This is a genomic window from Azospirillum sp. SYSU D00513 (genome assembly GCF_017356015.1).
Taxonomy (GTDB): Bacteria; Pseudomonadota; Alphaproteobacteria; order Azospirillales; family Azospirillaceae; genus Azospirillum.
In genome coordinates, this window is the sequence record NZ_JAFIQV010000018.1 from 106,642 (window position 1) to 123,118 (window position 16,477).

Annotated in this window: 11 protein-coding genes; 7 read left to right on the forward strand and 4 right to left on the reverse strand. The window is 69.0% G+C overall.

The features are described from left to right. Positions 1 to 153: 153 nt before the first annotated feature. Complete coding sequence (locus tag JUB11_RS15275; RefSeq protein WP_247887074.1) at positions 154 to 1,611, reverse strand: TrkH family potassium uptake protein; 1,458 nt, start codon at positions 1,609 to 1,611, stop codon at positions 154 to 156. Positions 1,612 to 1,876: 265 nt separating this feature from the next. Here JUB11_RS15275 and JUB11_RS15280 point away from each other — a divergent pair, with 265 nt between their 5' ends. The 4 genes from JUB11_RS15280 (at position 1,877) to JUB11_RS15295 (ending at position 7,101) form a co-directional block, all read left to right on the forward strand. After that, positions 1,877 to 3,025 carry an ATP phosphoribosyltransferase regulatory subunit gene (locus tag JUB11_RS15280; protein WP_207459421.1) on the forward strand — a complete coding sequence of 383 codons (1,149 nt, stop codon included), beginning with the start codon at positions 1,877 to 1,879 and terminating at the stop codon, positions 3,023 to 3,025. A gap of 85 nt (positions 3,026 to 3,110) precedes the next feature. Then, positions 3,111 to 4,403 carry an adenylosuccinate synthase gene (locus tag JUB11_RS15285; RefSeq protein WP_207459422.1) on the forward strand — a complete coding sequence of 431 codons (1,293 nt, stop codon included), beginning with the start codon at positions 3,111 to 3,113 and terminating at the stop codon, positions 4,401 to 4,403. Positions 4,404 to 4,548: 145 nt separating this feature from the next. Continuing rightward, positions 4,549 to 6,576, forward strand: a complete 2,028-nt coding sequence (locus tag JUB11_RS15290; protein ID WP_207459423.1) for a serine/threonine-protein kinase — start codon at positions 4,549 to 4,551, stop codon at positions 6,574 to 6,576. Positions 6,577 to 6,591: 15 nt separating this feature from the next. Continuing rightward, complete coding sequence (locus tag JUB11_RS15295; RefSeq protein ID WP_207459424.1) at positions 6,592 to 7,101, forward strand: hypothetical protein; 510 nt, start codon at positions 6,592 to 6,594, stop codon at positions 7,099 to 7,101. Positions 7,102 to 7,120: 19 nt separating this feature from the next. Here JUB11_RS15295 and JUB11_RS15300 read toward each other — a convergent pair whose 3' ends face one another. The 3 genes from JUB11_RS15300 to JUB11_RS15310 all read right to left on the reverse strand — a co-directional run bounded on the left by JUB11_RS15300 (position 7,121) and on the right by JUB11_RS15310 (position 11,754). Beyond that, positions 7,121 to 9,001, reverse strand: coding sequence for an alpha-amylase family glycosyl hydrolase (locus JUB11_RS15300; RefSeq protein WP_207459425.1), 1,881 nt, complete (start codon positions 8,999 to 9,001; stop codon positions 7,121 to 7,123). A gap of 86 nt (positions 9,002 to 9,087) precedes the next feature. Beyond that, entirely contained in the window at positions 9,088 to 9,471 is a 384-nt protein-coding gene (locus tag JUB11_RS15305; RefSeq protein ID WP_207459426.1) for a hypothetical protein, read from the reverse strand. 168 nt (positions 9,472 to 9,639) lie between these two features. Continuing rightward, a complete protein-coding gene (locus JUB11_RS15310; RefSeq protein ID WP_247887075.1) occupies positions 9,640 to 11,754 on the reverse strand; it encodes a GGDEF domain-containing phosphodiesterase in 2,115 nt (704 codons plus the stop codon). 198 nt (positions 11,755 to 11,952) lie between these two features. Between JUB11_RS15310 and recO the strand changes: the two genes are divergently transcribed. The 3 genes from recO (at position 11,953) to JUB11_RS15325 (ending at position 16,254) form a co-directional block, all read left to right on the forward strand. Next, positions 11,953 to 12,675: a DNA repair protein RecO gene (gene recO / locus JUB11_RS15315; protein ID WP_207459427.1), complete on the forward strand. Its 723-nt coding sequence runs from the start codon at positions 11,953 to 11,955 to the stop codon at positions 12,673 to 12,675. An 18-nt stretch (positions 12,676 to 12,693) separates the two neighbouring features. After that, positions 12,694 to 14,922, forward strand: coding sequence for a DNA topoisomerase IV subunit A (gene parC, locus JUB11_RS15320; protein ID WP_207459428.1), 2,229 nt, complete (start codon positions 12,694 to 12,696; stop codon positions 14,920 to 14,922). Positions 14,923 to 15,162: 240 nt separating this feature from the next. Beyond that, positions 15,163 to 16,254: a TRAP transporter substrate-binding protein gene (locus JUB11_RS15325; RefSeq protein ID WP_207459429.1), complete on the forward strand. Its 1,092-nt coding sequence runs from the start codon at positions 15,163 to 15,165 to the stop codon at positions 16,252 to 16,254. The last annotated feature ends 223 nt before the right edge of the window (positions 16,255 to 16,477 follow it).

Sequence of the window (16,477 nt, forward strand, 5' to 3'; positions counted from 1 at the left end):
GAAAGCGGGGATCCAGAAGTCCGCATAACGAACCTTGCGGAAAGATTCTGGACCCCCGCTTTCGCGGGGGTGACGAATAAGTTGTGGATTTTTGTTTATGTTTTCCTGTGCTTAAGCATTCGCGAGGGTGAAGGTTACTTCCGAAAGCCCCGCTCAGTCCCGCCAGAAGCTCGGCAGGAGGAGGACCATCACGGTGAAGACCTCCAGCCGGCCGAGCAGCATGCAGAAGGACAGGAGCCATTTGGCGGCGTCGGGCAGCGGGGCGAAGCTGCCCGCCGGCCCGACCACCGGTCCCAGACCCGGGCCGGCGCCGCTCAGCGTGCCGGCGACGGCCGTGGTCGCGGTCAGGAAATCCACGCCCATCGCGGCGACCGCCAGCGACAGGATGCCGAAGGCCGCCATGTAGGCGAAGACGAAGTTGATCACCGACGCGATCACGTCCTCGTCCAGCCGCTTGCCCTGGTAGAGCGGCACCAGCACGCGGTGCGGCTTCAGCATGCGCTGCATCTGCGTGAGCATCGATTGCAGCAGCACCTGCCAGCGGAAGATCTTGATCGAGCCGGCGGTCGATCCGGTGCAGCCGCCGACGAAGAACATGAAGAAGAAGGCGACCATGGCGAAGCTGCCCCAGGTCGAGTAATCGGCCGAGACGTAGCCGGTCGTGGTGATGACCGACGTGACGTTGATGGCGCTGTGCGTCGCCGCGTCCCACAGCGGCATCTCCAGCGCAGCCCAGGTCCAGCCGGTCATCGCCGTGACGGCGGCGAGGACGACGGCGAACAGCCCGAGGACCTGGGCGTCGCTGAAGAATCCGCTCCGCGGGTCGCGCATCAACCGGATGTACCAGGTCAGCGGCACCGCGCCGGCCAGCATCGTGACGGTGGCGACCCACAGCACGCCGTGGGATTCGAACCAGGCGAGCGACTGGTCCTTGGTCGAGAAGCCGCCGGTCGAGATGGCCGACATGGCGTGGCACACCGCGTCGAACCACCGCATCCCCGCGAGATGGAAGCCGACCGTCGCGGCGATGGTCAGCGTCATGTAGATCATCGCGATGGCGCCGGCCGTGTCCTGGACCGTGGCGAAGGGCTTGTCGCCCTTGTCCGAGGATTCCGTGCGGAAGAGCTGCATGCCGCCGACGCGCAGCACCGGCAGGACGGCGATGGCCATGACGATGATGCCGATGCCGCCAAACCAGTTGAGCAGGGACCGCCACAGCAGGATGCCGGGCGGCGCCTCGTTCAGCCCGACGATCATCGTGGCGCCGGTCGTGGACAGGCCCGAGATCGCCTCGAAATAGGCGTCGGTGAAGGACAGCTTCAGGCCCGAGATCATGAAAGGAAGGGCGCCGAAAGCCGCCAGCACGACCCAGGACAGGCTGGTCAGCAGGAAATGCTGGCGTATCGTGAACTGCTGGAACTTGCCGGAGGTCGCCAGGACCATGCCGCCACTGAAGGTGAGCGTGACCGCGCTGGCGCCCACGAAGGTGGTCCAGTCCGGGTGTCCGGCCGAGGCGTCGGCGAGCGCCGGCACCAGCATCCCGATCCCCAGCACCGACAGCAGAATGCCGATGACATGGAAGATCGGCCGTAGAGCGATCGTTCCCCGCAACCCGCATGCACTCCCGTGTGGCGGACCCCTGGTGGGCAGGCCGGACCGCAGGCGGTCCGTACCCCGTTCGAGCGGCCCTGTGTATCGGAGGACGCCCGCTCTGTCCATGTCCGGCGGTCCGGAACGGGGCACGGATGTCCGTAATGCAGGGGTGCCGGGCTTGGCGGGACGGGCTTTTCCGTTTGCCAGATTGTTCACCGTCGGTTATTCACCGCGCCGTACCCGAAGCGGGTACAAAAGCCTTTCAAAACAGACGACGCAGGCCATGCCCGCCGATCCCAAGAATTCCGCACTGCTGCCCGCCGGCCTGCATGACGTGCTGCCGCCCGAGGCGGCGCACGAAGCCGCGGCCGTGCAGCGGCTGCTGTCGGAGTTCGCCGGGCACGGCTACGAGCGCGTGGACCCGCCGCTGGTCGAGTTCGAGGACAACCTGCTGAGCGGCTCCGGCGCCGCCATGTCGAGCCAGACCTTCCGGCTGATGGACCCCCTGTCCCAGCGCATGATGGCCGTGCGCGCCGACATCACGCCGCAGATCGCCCGCATCGCCACCACGCGCCTGAGGAACGAGGCGCGGCCCGTCCGGCTCTGCTACGCCGGCCAGGTGCTGCGCGTGAAGGGCTCGCACCTGCGGCCCGAGCGCCAGGTCGCCCAGGTCGGCGTCGAGCTGATCGGCTCTCTGGAGCCGGAGGCCGACGCCGAGGCCATCCTGCTGGCGGTCGGGGCACTCGACGCGGTCGGCGTGCGCCACCTGTCCGTGGACCTCTGCGTGCCGACGATGGTGCCGCTGGTCTGCCGCGGCCTCGGCCTCGCGGAGGAGGAGACAAGCGACCTGCGCGCCGCACTGGACCGCAAGGACGCCGCCGCCGTGGCGGCCTTCGGCGGCAAGGCGGCCTCGCTGCTGGAGGCGCTGATGGCGGCGTCCGGCCCGGCGGAGCGGGCGATCCGCACCCTGTCCACCCTTTCCCTGCCGGAGATGGCCGAGAAGGACCGCCGCCGGCTGACCGAAGTGGTTCGCCTGCTGCGCGCCGCCCGGCCGGAGCTGACCATCACGGTGGACCTCGTCGAGCACCGCGGCTTCGAGTACCAGACGGGCCTGAGCTTTACCCTGTTCGCGCGCGGCGTGCGCGGCGAGCTGGGCGGCGGCGGGCGCTACCGGATCGGCACCGAGGTGGAGGAGCCGGGCACCGGCTTCACCCTTTACATGGACGCGCTGCTGCGCGCCGTGCCGGAGCCGGAGGCGCCGCGCCGCGTCTATGTGCCGCATGGCACGGGCTGGGCCGAGGCGGCGAAGCTGCGCGCCGAGGGCTGGGTGACCGTGGCGGGGCTCGCCCCTGCGGCCGATCCGGCGGCCGAGGCGAAACGCCTTCGCTGCGGGCATGTTCTGGCCGATGGGGCCGTGAAGCCGGTGGGCTGAGCCCGCGGCCCGGCGAAGGGCCGGACGCGGGATTTTCTTTCGAGTGACATTCGGCCGGACAACCGGCCCAGCAACGGAGACACACATGGCCAACGTGGCGGTGGTCGGCGCCCAGTGGGGCGACGAGGGCAAGGGCAAGATCGTCGACTGGCTGTCCAGCCGGGCCGACGTCGTGGTGCGCTTCCAGGGCGGTCACAACGCCGGCCACACGCTGGTGATCAACGGCGTGACCTACAAGCTGAGCCTGCTGCCCTCGGGCGTGGTCCGGCCGGGCAAGCTGTCGGTCATCGGCAACGGCGTCGTCTTCGATCCCTGGGCCTTCCTGCGCGAGGTCGCGTCCGTCAAGGAGAAGGGCGTGGAGGTCACGCCCGAGAACCTGATGGTGGCCGAGAACGTGCCGCTGATCCTGCCGGTGCATGGCGCGGTGGACCGCGCCCGCGAGGAGGCGCGCGGCGCCTCCAAGATCGGCACGACCGGGCGCGGCATCGGCCCGGCCTACGAGGACAAGGTGGCCCGCCGGGCAATCCGCCTGTGCGACCTCGCCGACGAGGCCGCGCTGAAGGAGAAGGTGGACGAGCTGCTCTTCCACCACAACGCCGTGCTGCGTGGCCTGGGTGCTGCCGAGCTGAAGCCCTCCGATCTGCTCGACCCGTTGCGCGAGGTCGCTCCGCAGGTGCTGCCCTTCGCCAACGTCGTGTGGCAGCGGCTGGACGAACTGCGCCGCGCCGGCAAGCGCATCCTGTTCGAGGGCGCCCAGGGCTCGATGCTCGACATCGACCACGGCACCTATCCCTTCGTCACCTCCTCCAACACGGTGGCCGGCAACGCCGCGACCGGCAGCGGCATGGGCCCGCGCGCCGTCGGCTTCGTGCTGGGCATCTGCAAGGCCTACACGACGCGCGTCGGCTCCGGCCCCTTCCCGACCGAGCTGACCGACGACATCGGCGAGCTGATCGGCCAGCGTGGCAAGGAGTTCGGCGTGGTCACCGGCCGCAAGCGCCGCTGCGGCTGGCTCGACGCCGTGCTGGTCCGCCAGGCCATCAAGACAGGCGGCATCGACGGCATCGCCATGACGAAGCTGGACGTGCTGGACGGCTTCGACGAGATCAAGGTCTGCGTCGGCTACCGGCTGGACGGCAAGGAGATCGACCATCTCCCGGCCAACGCCGCCCAGCAGGCCCGTGTGGAGCCGATCTACGAGACCTTCGAAGGCTGGAAGGACAGCACCCAGGGCGCCCGCTCCTGGGCCGAGCTGCCGGCCCAGGCGGTCAAGTATGTCCGCTACGTCGAGGAGCTGATCCAGGCTCCGGTCTCGCTGCTCTCCACCAGCCCGGAGCGCGATGACACCATCCTGATGCACGATCCGTTCGCGGATTGATCCGGCCGACGGCTTTCCCCCATGGCGCGAGCCGCGGGGGAAAGCCGTCCGGGGAAGGATCGTGCGTGCCAATTAACAGTTTGTTTTCCATTTCGGGGCCACCTAGAGCCTGCATCCGCACGCAGGCCAAGGAACACGCTCCCCTATGCCGTCCGACGCCCAGACCGCTGACAGGACGGTGAGCACCGAGCCGGTGAAGCTCGCCGAGCGGTACGAGATTCAGCCGGGCGCGCCCATTCCGGCGCTGAACGCCGTGGCCGGAAACGCCTTCGCGGCCAAGTCCCTGCGCGACAAGCGCATCGATCCATTCGCGATCATCTGCAACGGCGCCATCATGCCGCGGCTGGACTTCGCCTCGACGCTGGCCGGGCTCGACGGCACGACCCATATGCGGCTGCTCGACTGGGGCGTGGTGAACTGGCCGCCGGAACGGGCGAACCGCTTCTGCCTCGTCTTCGAGCGTCCGGGCGGCCGCCGGCTGATGAACAGCCTGCACGAATCCGCCGAGCCGATGCCGGAGGACCAGCTCACCAAGCAGATCATCCACCCGATGGTGACGGCGCTCCGCGAACTGTCGAGCCGTGGCGTGACGCACGGCGCCATCCGGCCGACCAACATGTTCTTCCGCGACCTTGCCTCGGGCGGGCTGATGCTGGGCGAGTGCGTGTCGACGCCGCCGGGATTCGGCCAGCCGGTCCTGATGGAAACGGTCGAGCGCGGCATGTGTTCGCCGGCCGGGCGCGGCAACGGCACCATCGCGGACGACCTCTATTCGCTGGGCGTGACGCTGCTGCTGCTCTATCTCGGCCGGAACCCCGTCGCGCATCTCGACGACGAGCAGATCCTCCAGGCGAAGATCGAGCGCGGCTCCTATCCGGCGCTGGTCGGGCAGTCGCGGCTGCCGCTCGCCATCAACGAGGTGGTGCGCGGCCTGCTGGTGGACGATCCCAAGCAGCGCTGGAGCCTCAACGACCTCGACCTCTGGGTGGCCGGCCGCCGGCTCAGCCCCAAGCAGCCGCAGGTGCCGCGCCGCGCTGCCCGGCCGCTGGAGTTCCAGGGGCAGGAATACTGGCACTGCCGCACGCTGGCCCGCGCCTTCAGCCGCCATGTGGCGCCCGCCACCACGGTGATCGAGAGCGGCGAGCTGGACAAGTGGCTGCGCCGCTCCATGGGCGACGACGTCCGGGCGGAGGCGGTCGCCAACGCGATCCAGACAGCGTCGGCCGGCAAGGGCGGCACCATGGCCGACCGGCTGGTGGCCCGCGTCAGCATGGCGCTGGACCCCGTCGCGCCCATCCGCTACCGGGGCAAGGGAATGATGCCCGACGGCATCGGCAGCCTGCTCGCCGACGCCTTCCTGCGGGGCGAGTCGCCGCAGAGCACGGCCGAGGTGATCTCCAACCAGCTGCCGATGTTCTGGGTGAACGTCCAGACCGATTTCCGGCCGGAGTTCGTGCCGCTCGTGCAGTCCTTCGACCAGCTCCGCACCCTGCTGGAGCGCACGGCGGTCGGGCTCGGGATCGAACGGCTGCTCTACGAGATGTGCCCGGCCTTGCCCTGCGTCAGCCCGCTGGTGGTCAAGCAGCTGCCGACCAGCCCGGCGGCGCTGCTGCGGGCGCTGGACTGGGTGGCGTCGGGCGGGGAGCGGCACAAGGAGCCGATCGACCGCCACATCGCGGCCTTCCTCGCGGCGCGCCACAAGCGCACGGAGGAGGTGCTCTACGCGCAGATCACTCCGAGCATCGAGCCGATGCGCCGCGCCATCGCGATGCTGACGATCCTGTCGGACGTGCAGGCGCGCACCGGGACCGATTCGCTGACCCATCTCGCCGACTGGATGCTGGCCCTGCTGGAGCCGGCGATCCGCCGCTTCCACAGCCGCCCCCACCAGGAGACCATGCGCAAGCAGGCGGAAACCGCCGTGAACAACGGACGGCTGACCGACCTGCTGCGGATCGTGGACGACCCGGATTCGCTGCGCCGCGACAAGCACGAGTTCGAGAACGCCCAGCTCGCCTACCGCGAGGCGGACGGGGAGATCGAGAAGACCCGCCGCATGATCGCCGACCGCACGGGTATCATCGAGACCTCCGGCCGGCAGGTGGCGGCCATCGTCTCCAGCCTGCTCTCGACCTTCCTGGTCGCGGGAATCATCCTTTTCTTCGCCTTCTGACGAAAGCTTCACCCCATGGCCCGACCCGGAAAGAAGAAGAAGCGCAGGAACACGCTGCTGACCTTCCTGCTGCTGATCTTCCCGGCGGCGCTGATCGTGCTGCCGACGACGATCCTGTTCGGGATCGGCATGGTGCCGACCTTCGTCGCCTACGCGGTGGACCGCGACCCCGACAAGTCGGCGCCGATCACCGTCGGCGGGCTGAACTTCTGCGGCTGCATGCCCTTCGCCATCGACCTGTGGAAGCACAATCACGACATCATGTCGGCGATGAAGATCTTCGGCGACCCGATCGCCTGGCTGGTGATGTATGGGGCGGCGGCGGTCGGCTGGGCGCTCTACTACGCCATTCCGCCGGCGGTCGCGAACGCCGAGATCGGGCGCGCCGAGCGCCGCATCGAGGCGCTGAAGCAGACCAAGGTCGCGCTCGTCCAGCAATGGGGCCCGGACGTCGCCGGCGACATCTTCGACGAAGCCTCCTCCAGGGAGGACGCGGAAGAGGATTTCCAGACGGCGCGCGGCTGAAGGTCGAGGAGGTGGCCCCTCAGGGCGCCGCCGCCTTCAGCACCCAGGCCGCATGGGCCGGCACCGGCGTGCCCGGTGCCACGGTGGCGCCGGTCAGCAGGTCGCGCATCGGCCCGTCGAAGGCCGGGGCGGGCAGCACACGCCCGGTGAAGTTCAGCACCACTGTGACGGGCTCCCGTCCGGGGCGGCGGTAGGCGAGCAGGGCCGCGTCCTCCGCCGGCAGCATCTCCATCCTCGCCGAGCGCAGAGCCGGCTCCTCGTGGCGCAGGCGGGCGAGCCGCGCGTAGTGGCCGCGCAGGCCCTCCTTGTCCTCCCAGGAGATCGGCTGCGGCTCCCCGTAGGGCTCGTAGGCGGCGCCGACCTCCTCGCCGGTGTAGAGGCAGGGGACGCCGGGCAGGGTCAGCAGCAGCGCCGCGGCCACGCGGGTGTAGGCGGGGCCGTGCCGGGTGACGAAGCGGGTGCCCGTGTCGTTGTTGTTCAGGAAGCGGAAGACCGGCGTGCCGGGCGCGCTCGCCGCCAGGGCTGCGCGCAGCCGCTCGGCGGTCGGCAGCTCCGCGCCGAAGGCGTCGTGCCACGCCCACTGGCCGAGCTGGCCGGTCCAGTCGTAGGCGGCGTCGAACCCGTTCTCCACGTACCAGGGATCGCGGGCCGAGGCCTCGGCCAGCAGCAGGAGGTCCGGGTTGATGCGGCGCAGCTCGGCGCGCAGCTGCGGCCAGTATTCCGGCGCGCGCTCCTTCACGGCCCAGCTCGCGTCCACGCGGAAGCCGTCGATCCCGACGTCGCGCACCCAATGGGCGAAGGCGGCCGTCATGTAGCGCCGGACCTCCGGGTTGTCGTAATCGAGATTCTTGAGGTTGGTCCACTCGAAGTAATGGGTGATCTTGCCGTCGCCCCCCCGGTCGAAGAAGTCGTGATAGGCGGAGTCCATCCCGCGGGCCTCGGCGTCGGCGTGATAGGGGTGCTGCTCGGCGAGGTGGTTCGGCACGAAATCCATCATGACGCGCATACCGCGCGCGTGGGCCGCCGCCACCAGCTCCCGCAGGTCGGCCTCGGCGCCGAAGCGGGCGCGCACGCGGAAATGGTCGGTGACCGCATAGCCGAAATCCAGACCCGGCGCGTCGGTGACCGGTGACAGCCAGAGCGTCGTGACGCCGAGCGCCTGGATGGCGTCCAGCCGGGCGGTCACGTCGTCCAGGCCGCGCTTGCCGAACAGGTGGGGGACGACGCCGTAGACGATGGCATCATTCATCCAGCCCGGACGGTGCCGCTGCGGGTCGATGGCCAGGGCCTTGCCGCCGCGCGCCTGGAACAGGACCGTGCTCTCGTCGCTGCGGCCGAGCGCGTCGGTCACGCGCAGGGTCACGCCATACTCCCCGTCGGTGCTCGGGGCCGGAAGGGTGAGCCGGTCCTCGGTGGAGGGCAGGCCGGGCAGGGGCGCGGGGTTGCCGTCGCGGGCGCGCCATTCGGTCCGCACGATGGGAACGGTGCGGCCCTGCGCCGGCTCGCTGCGCCCGGCGTCGAGCGTGATGCCCTCCTCCCCGGCGACCGAACGCACCCAGGCCTTGGGCCGGTCGGCCAGCCGCACGGTCCAGCTCTGCGCGGCCGAGCGCGCGGCCTCCCGCCCGCCCTTCAGGCAGCGCGCGCTGACCTCGTTGGCGCCTTCGCCCAGCGGCACGTCGGCGGTGAAGCGGCCGCCGTCCAGGATGGCGACCGCGGTGCCGAGCGGCGAGGCCACCTCCACCCGGTCGCAGGCACCGGGCGCCACCGAACCGGTGACCAGCTTGTCGAAGGTCCAGGCGTCGCCCCCGGCACCGTCCAGCAGCACCGGGCTTCCGGCCCTGGCCGAAAGCGTAAAAGCCGCAAGTGCGGCGGCGGCGAGAAGGGGGGAGAGCGCGTGCATGGTCCGGCGGTCCGCTGATGTGGGCGGTCCGCACGGTGCGGCATTCTGGTTAATGTTCTCTTTCCGCCGGTCCCGCCGGCGGGCTCTCAGCGCTGGATGAGGGCGCTTTCCTTGCCGCTCAGAACGAAGACGCGGGGGTAGACCTTATGCAGCGCGTCGATCAGCGCGTTCACCGGCGGGCTGCTGAGCGCGCGGGGGTGGGCCGGATCGACATGCAGGACGCAGCTGTCGTCGGTGTCGTTGAAGGCGGCGAGCGCGTGGATGCGGTCGGGGCGGAAATCGTCGGGGAAATTCTCGTCCATCAGCCAGAAGCACTGGAAGTTCCGGCAGGACTGCGGGCGCGTGTCGTAGATCGAGCAGCCCTTGCCCTGGTCGCAGGAGATGCACCATTTCGCGGACTGCTTCTTCAGCTCCGGCACGCCCATCAGCTTGCAACAAAGCGTGCATTCACCACAACTGCGCTCGGCCATACGGCAAAACCCTCGAATATCCTTCCCGGACGTCTTTTCCGGGCCTCGTTTCAAGGGCGGGACACTCGCACAGGCGCGGCGTCCGAGGAAAGCCCTCAAAGGGGAGAGCGCACGGGAAATGGCGGGAACGGAGGGGAAACCGGACCGGCGGACGGCCGGAGCCCCTTCTCAAGCGACCGGAACCAGCCCACCGGCGTTCACCAGCAGCGCCTCGATGGTCGCGGCCGGGGCGGGGCGGGCGAAGAGGAAGCCCTGCGCGTAGCGGCAGCGGATGTCGCGCAGGAACTCGGCCTCCGCCTCGGTCTCCACCCCTTCGGCCACCGCGTCCATGCCGAGGATCTGGGCCAGCGTCGCCACGACCTGCACGATGGCTGCGTTGCCCTCCCGCGAGGACAGGGCCTGGACGAAGCTGCGGTCGATCTTCAACGCGTCGGCCGGGAACTTGTGCAGGTAGGAGAGCGACGAGTAGCCGGTGCCGAAATCGTCGATGGACAGCCGCACGTCCATGTCGCGGATCGTCTGCATGCGCCGGCGGCAGGTGTCCGGATCCTGCATCAGCATGCTTTCCGTGATCTCCAGCTTCAGGGAGGATGGCGGAACGCCGCTGTCGGCCAGCACCTCTTCCACCAGCCGCACGAGATCGTCGTCGCGGAACTGCCGGGCCGAGACATTGACGCTCATGAAGAAGGGTTCGGAGCGCGGGAAGCGGGCCTGCCAGACGCGGAGCTGCCGGGCGGCGGTGCGCAAGGCCCAGCGGCCCATCGGCACGATCAGCCCGCATTCCTCCGCAAGCGGGATGAATTCGCCCGGCGGCACCAGCCCGCGCTCCGGATGGTTCCAGCGCATCAGCGCCTCGAACCCGGCGATGCGGCCGCTCTCCAGCGCGATGATCGGCTGGTAGAACAGGCAGAGCTGCTCCTGCTCCACGGCGGTGCGCAGGTCCGCCTCGGTCCGCATCAGCGTCAGCGCCGCGCGGCGCAGGTCACCGTCGAACACCTCGATCCGCGCCCGCCCGCCGGACTTGGCGCGGTGCATGGCGAGTGTGGCGTCGCGCAGCATGTCCTCGGCCTGCTCGTAGCCGGTGGCACTGAGTGCCACGCCGACCGAGGCGGTGACCACGAGCTGGTGCGTGTCGAGCGCCAGTGGCTTCGCGATGGCCTGCGACAGCTCCTGTGCGGCCTCAACCGCGTCGGTGACGTCGCCGATGTCGTCGAGCAGCACGGCAAACTCGTCCGCCGACAGCCGCGCCAGCGTGTCGCCGATGCGGCGCAGCCCGATCAGCCGGTCGGCGATCATCGTCAGCAGCCGGTCGCCGAGGCTGGAGCCCAGCGCGTCGTTGATCGACTTGAAGCGGTCGAGGTCGATGAGCAGGAGCGCGAAGGAGGTGGCTCCGCCGCGCCGGTCGCGGTCGAGCGCCTGGCCGATGCGGTCGAGCAGGAGCGTGCGGTTGGGCAGCCGCGTCATGCCGTCGTGGAAGCTGTCGAACAGGAGCTGCTGTTCGGCCCTCTTGGCGGCGGTGATGTCCGTCATCGAACCGGCCATCCACACCGCTTGGCCGTCCCCGCCGCGCTGGGCGATGCCGCGCACGAGCAGCCAGCGCTCCGTCCCGTCGGCGTGCAGCATCCGGAATTCGTGCTGGAGATGCTCGCGCTCGCCCGACAGATGCAGGTCGATGGCGGCGGTCAGTCCGGGGAGGTCGGCGGGCAGCACGCGGTCGAACCAGACGCGGGCGGTGCCGTCATGCTCGGCCTCCGACAGGCCCAGCATCGCCGTCCAGCGGGGCGAGCAGATCAGGTCCCCGTTCTGTGGCGACCAGCCCCACAAGCCGTCGTTGGCGCCGGCGGCGAGCAGCGCCTGGCGTTCCTCGGCGAGCCGCAGCGCCTCCTCGGCGGCCCGGCGCTCCGTCACGTCGGCGACGCAGCCGACCAGCCGTGCCGGACGTCCGCTCTCACGGACGAGCATGCCCCGGCAGCTCAGCCAGCGCCAGCCGTCGCCGCAACGCACGCGGTGCTCGATCAGCATGGCACGGCCGGAAGAGGCTTGCGGCTCCGCCCGCAAACCGTCCAGGGCCGCGCGCAGCCAGGGGGCGTCGTCGGGGTGGACGCGGGCGAACCACTCCTCGGGGCAGCTCGGTCCGGAAGGGGCGGAAATGTCGGACGCGAGGCCAAGCGTCTGCCGGAACCGGGTGGACAGGAACATCGTCCCCGCCCGCAGGTCCCAATCCCACATGCCCTCGGCGCTGACCGTCTCGGTCCAGCGGTATCGGTCCGACGTGCCGTCCAACAACCCCTCTTGGGACGGCGGACCCTGCCGCCGCCTTTCATATCAGTGTATTTGAGCAAAATATCATCCACCGCCAGTGCCGTCAAAGGACAAGCGCGGAAGGACAGGGCGCGCCAAGGGCATCCCAGGCCAGCGGAAATGGCTGCCCGGTGCGTGCCACAGCTGGCGGAAAAGCCTTGGAATGATTACATTTCCGCCATGGAATGGTCGGACGAGGGCATCGTTCTGTCGACCCGACCCCACGGCGAAGGGGGGGCGGTCGCGACGCTGTTGACGCGGACGCGCGGGCGTCACGCGGGCCTCGTCATGGGCGCCCGCTCCGCCCGCCAGCGCGGCAACTTCGAACCCGGTTCGCTGGTCGCGGCGCGCTGGCGCGGGCGGCTGCCCAACCATCTCGGCAATCTCACGGTCGAGCCGGTCCACGGCTATGCCGCGGCCTTCCTGGACGAGCCGCTGAAGCTCGCCGCCCTGACCAGCGCCTGCGCCCTGACCGAGGCGGCCCTGCCGGAGCACGAGCCGCACCCGGCGGTCTTCGACGGGCTGCTGGCACTGTTCGGGCTGCTCGACACCACGGCCTGGGCGGAAGCCTATGTGCGCTGGGAGGTCGGCTTCCTGTCGGAGTCCGGCTTCGGGCTGGACCTCGACCGTTGCGCGGTGACGGGGAGCAACGACTATCTCGCCTATGTCAGCCCGCGCACCGGCCGCGCCGTGACGGCGTCCGTGGGCGAGCCCTACCGCGACCGGCTGCTGCCCCTGCCGGGCTTCCTGGTCGGGCTCGGCGGGGGCGGGCCGGCGGAGGTGGGGCAGGGGCTGCGGCTGACCGGCCACTTCCTGGAACGGCATGTGCTGAACGGCCCGCTGCCGCCCGCGCGCGACCGATTAAGAGAACGTTACGAGAACGTCATGGCGCGCGGCGCCTAGATCTGGTAGAACAGAAGCATGAAGTCACAAGACCCCGTTCTCGACATCCAGAACAAGCCGCTTGCCGATGCGCTTGGCGAGCGGTACCTCAGCTATGCCCTCTCCACGATCATGTCGCGTTCGCTGCCAGACGTGCGGGACGGGCTGAAGCCGGTGCACCGCCGCCTGCTCTACGCGATGAGCCAGCTGCGGCTGGAGCCGACGACCCCGCCGAAGAAGTCGGCGCGCGTGGTCGGCGACGTCATCGGCAAGTTCCACCCGCACGGCGACTCCTCGGTCTACGACGCGCTGGTCCGCCTCGCGCAGGACTTCGCGGTCCGCTACCCGCTGGTGGACGGGCAGGGCAACTTCGGCAACATCGACGGCGATAACGCCGCCGCCATGCGGTACACCGAGGCCCGGCTGACCGAGGTCGCCAAGGCGCTGCTGGACGGCATCGACCAGGACGCCGTCGATCTGCGCGCGACCTACGACGGCGACGGCGAGGAGCCGGTCGTTCTGCCGGCCAACTTCCCCAATCTGCTCGCCAACGGCTCCAGCGGCATCGCCGTGGGCATGGCGACCAACATCCCGCCCCACAATGTGGGGGAGATCTGCGACGCCCTGCGCCAGCTGATCAAGGACCGCGAGACCTCCATCGAAAAGCTGGTCGGCTTCATGCCCGGTCCGGACTTCCCGACCGGCGGCGTTCTGGTGGAACCGCGCGAGAGCGTGGTCGAGGCCTACCGCACCGGCCGCGGCGCCTTCCGGCTGCGCGCGCGCTGGCATGTGGAGAAGCTGCCGCAGAACACCTGGCAGATCATCGTCACCGAGATCCCCTACCAGGTCCAGAAGTCGCGGCTGATCGAGAAGATCGCCGAGCTGCTGGTGAACCGGAAGCTCATCCTTCTGGAGGACATCCGCGACGAGTCGGCCGAGGATGTCCGCGTCGTGCTGGTGCCGAAGAGCCGCAACGTCGATCCGGACGTGCTGATGGCCTCGCTGTTCCTGGCGACGGACCTGGAGATCCGCTTCTCGCTGAACATGAACGTGCTGGGCGCGGACAACGCGCCGCGCGTCATGAATCTGCGCGAGGTGCTGCTGGCCTTCCTCGACCACCGGCGCGACGTGCTGCGCCGCGTGTCGGAGCACCGGTTGGGCCAGATCAATCACCGGCTGGAAATCCTGGGCGGCTATCTCAAGGCCTACCTGAACCTGGACGAGGTCATCCGCATCATCCGCTACGAGGATGAGCCGAAGCCGGAGCTGATCCGCGCCTTCACCCTGACCGACGTGCAGGCGGACGCCATCCTCAACATGCGGCTGCGCAACCTGCGCAAGCTGGAGGAGATGGAGATCCAGCGCGAGCACGACGCGCTATCGGCCGAGCGGGAGGACCTGCTGCACCTGTTGGGCAGCGAGGTCGAGCAGTGGGCGCGGGTCGCCAAACAGATCGCCGAGATCAAGAAGAAGTTCGGCGGCGCCACCACGCTGGGCAAGCGCCGGACGGAGATCGCCGACGCGCCGGCCCTGATCGACGTGCCGCTGGAGGCCACGGTCGAACGGGAGCCGCTGACCGTGCTGATCTCCGAGAAGGGCTGGATCCGCGCCGTATCCAAGCATCTCGGCGAGGCGGAGCTGGCCGACGTCAAGTACAAGGACGGCGACGCCGGGCGCTTCGCCATCCGTTGCGAGACGACGGACAAGCTGCTGGTCTTCGCCACCAACGGCAAGTTCTTCACCCTGTCGGCGGACAAGCTGCCGCGCGGGCGCGGCTTCGGCGAGCCGGTGCGGCTGATGATCGACCTCGGCAACGACACCGACATCCTGACGGTGATGAAGCACCAGCCCGGACGCAAGCTGGTCGTGGCGTCCGACGACGGGCGCGGCTTCCAGGTTGAGGAGACGGAGGTCGTGGCCCAGACCCGCTCGGGCAAGCAGGTGCTGAACCTGGAGCCGGGCAAGGAGGCCCATGTCTGCGTGCCGGTCGAGGGCGACATGGTGGCGGTCATCGGCAACAACCGGAAGCTCCTGGTCTTCCCGCTGGAGGAACTGCCGGTGATGACCCGCGGCAAGGGTGTCCAGCTCCAGAAGTACAAGGACGCCAGCCTCTCCGACCTGAAGGTCTTCCCGGCGGCCGAAGGGCTGAGCTGGAAGCAGGGCGAACGGGTCTTCCGGGTCACCGACCTGACGGGCTGGCTCGACAAGCGGTCCGGGACGGGCAAGATGCCGCCGAACGGCTTCCCGAAGCAGAACCGCTTCACCTGACCGGCATCCGGCAGCCACAACCAACGTGCTATCCCAAGCCCCTCCCCACAGGAGGGGCTTTTTCTTTTTCAAGAAAGAAAATTAGCAACAGCCGTCAATTGTTCGGCTTGAACACGGTCCGGCGGTTCCGGCATAGTTGCTGCCGCATCGTTCGATCGGCGTGACGCGTCCGGGATGAACAGCGTTCTCGGTACCCCCAACGAAAACGTGTGCGAGCAAGAACATGACAGGGAGTTCGCTATGAAGCGCCGCGCATTTCTGACTTCCGCCGGTGTGGGCGTCGCCGCCAGCACGCTGGCGGCCCCGGCCATCGCCCAGACCAACCCGGAAATCCACTGGCGCTGCGCCTCCAGCTTTCCGAAGAGCCTGGACACCATCTATGGCGGCGGCGACTACGTCGCCAAGCGCGTCGCCGAGATGACCGACGGCAAGTTCCAGATCCGCGTCTTCGCGGGCGGCGAGATCGTCCCCGGCCTGCAGGTGCTGGACGCCGTCCGGGACAACACGGTGGAGTGCGGCCACTCCGCCTCCTACTACTATGTCGGCAAGGACCCGACCTTCGCCTTCGACGCGACGATGCCCTTCGGCTTCAACGCGCGCCAGCAGAACGCCTGGATGACGCACGGCGGCGGTCTCGCCCTGATGCGCGAGTTCTTCAAGACCCACAACGTCGTCCAGTTCCCGGCGGGCAACACCGGCACCCAGATGGGCGGCTGGTACCGCAAGGAGATCAAGACGGTCGATGATCTCAAGGGCCTGAAGATGCGCATCGCCGGCCTGGCCGGCCAGGTGCTCGCCAAGCTCGGCGCGGTCCCGCAGCAGATCGCCGGCGGCGACATCTACCCGGCGCTGGAAAAGGGCACCATCGACGCGGCCGAGTGGATCGGCCCCTACGACGACGAGAAGCTCGGCTTCAACAAGGTCGCCAAGTACTACTACTACCCCGGCTGGTGGGAAGGCGGCCTGCAGGTCTCCATGTACGTCAACGACAAGCAGTGGGAAGGCCTGCCGAAGCACTACAAGACGATCTTCGAGGCGGCCTGCGCCGAGGCGACCGGCTGGATGGTCGGCAAGTACGACGTCGAGAACATGGCCGCCCTGAAGCGTCTGGTCGGCGGCGGCGCCGTGCTGCGCCCCTTCCCGCGCGACGTCATGCTGGCCTGCTATCAGGCGACCTTCGAACTCTACGACGAGATCGCCGCGCAGAACGCCAACTTCAAGAAGATCTACGAGCCCTGGAAGAAGTTCCGCGACGACGAATACCTGTGGTTCCGCGTAGCCGAGAACACCTTCGACAACTTCGTCTATTCGGCCCCGGCGCCGAAGAAGTAAGCAGCCCTGGTTCCGGTTCACGAAAAGCCCCGCGGAAGCGGGGCTTTTTGTTTTTGGTGCGCCCAGCATGGGCGTTCTCTTATGGGTGGAAGTCCCATCGTAAGCTGATCACGGCGAGCGAAGTGAAGCGCAATTGCGGAAGGGCGACCGACCGTGGGGAGGAAGCGTGGATCGAAGCCGCGGGCCGATGAACAAGAACCGGATATGAGGCGCTGCCGACCAG

Bases quoted from the DNA above. Each gene is read 5' to 3' on its own strand.
- JUB11_RS15295 (WP_207459424.1), top strand. From the start codon at position 6,592: ATGGCCCGACCCGGAAAGAAGAAGAAGCGCAGGAACACGCTGCTGACC.
- parC (WP_207459428.1), top strand. From the start codon at position 12,694: ATGAAGTCACAAGACCCCGTTCTCGACATCCAGAACAAGCCGCTTGCC.
- JUB11_RS15285 (WP_207459422.1), top strand. From the start codon at position 3,111: ATGGCCAACGTGGCGGTGGTCGGCGCCCAGTGGGGCGACGAGGGCAAG.
- JUB11_RS15290 (WP_207459423.1), top strand. From the start codon at position 4,549: ATGCCGTCCGACGCCCAGACCGCTGACAGGACGGTGAGCACCGAGCCG.
- JUB11_RS15325 (WP_207459429.1), top strand. From the start codon at position 15,163: ATGAAGCGCCGCGCATTTCTGACTTCCGCCGGTGTGGGCGTCGCCGCC.
- JUB11_RS15300 (WP_207459425.1), bottom strand. From the start codon at position 9,001: ATGCACGCGCTCTCCCCCCTTCTCGCCGCCGCCGCACTTGCGGCTTTT.
- recO (WP_207459427.1), top strand. From the start codon at position 11,953: ATGGAATGGTCGGACGAGGGCATCGTTCTGTCGACCCGACCCCACGGC.
- JUB11_RS15305 (WP_207459426.1), bottom strand. From the start codon at position 9,471: ATGGCCGAGCGCAGTTGTGGTGAATGCACGCTTTGTTGCAAGCTGATG.
- JUB11_RS15280 (WP_207459421.1), top strand. From the start codon at position 1,877: ATGCCCGCCGATCCCAAGAATTCCGCACTGCTGCCCGCCGGCCTGCAT.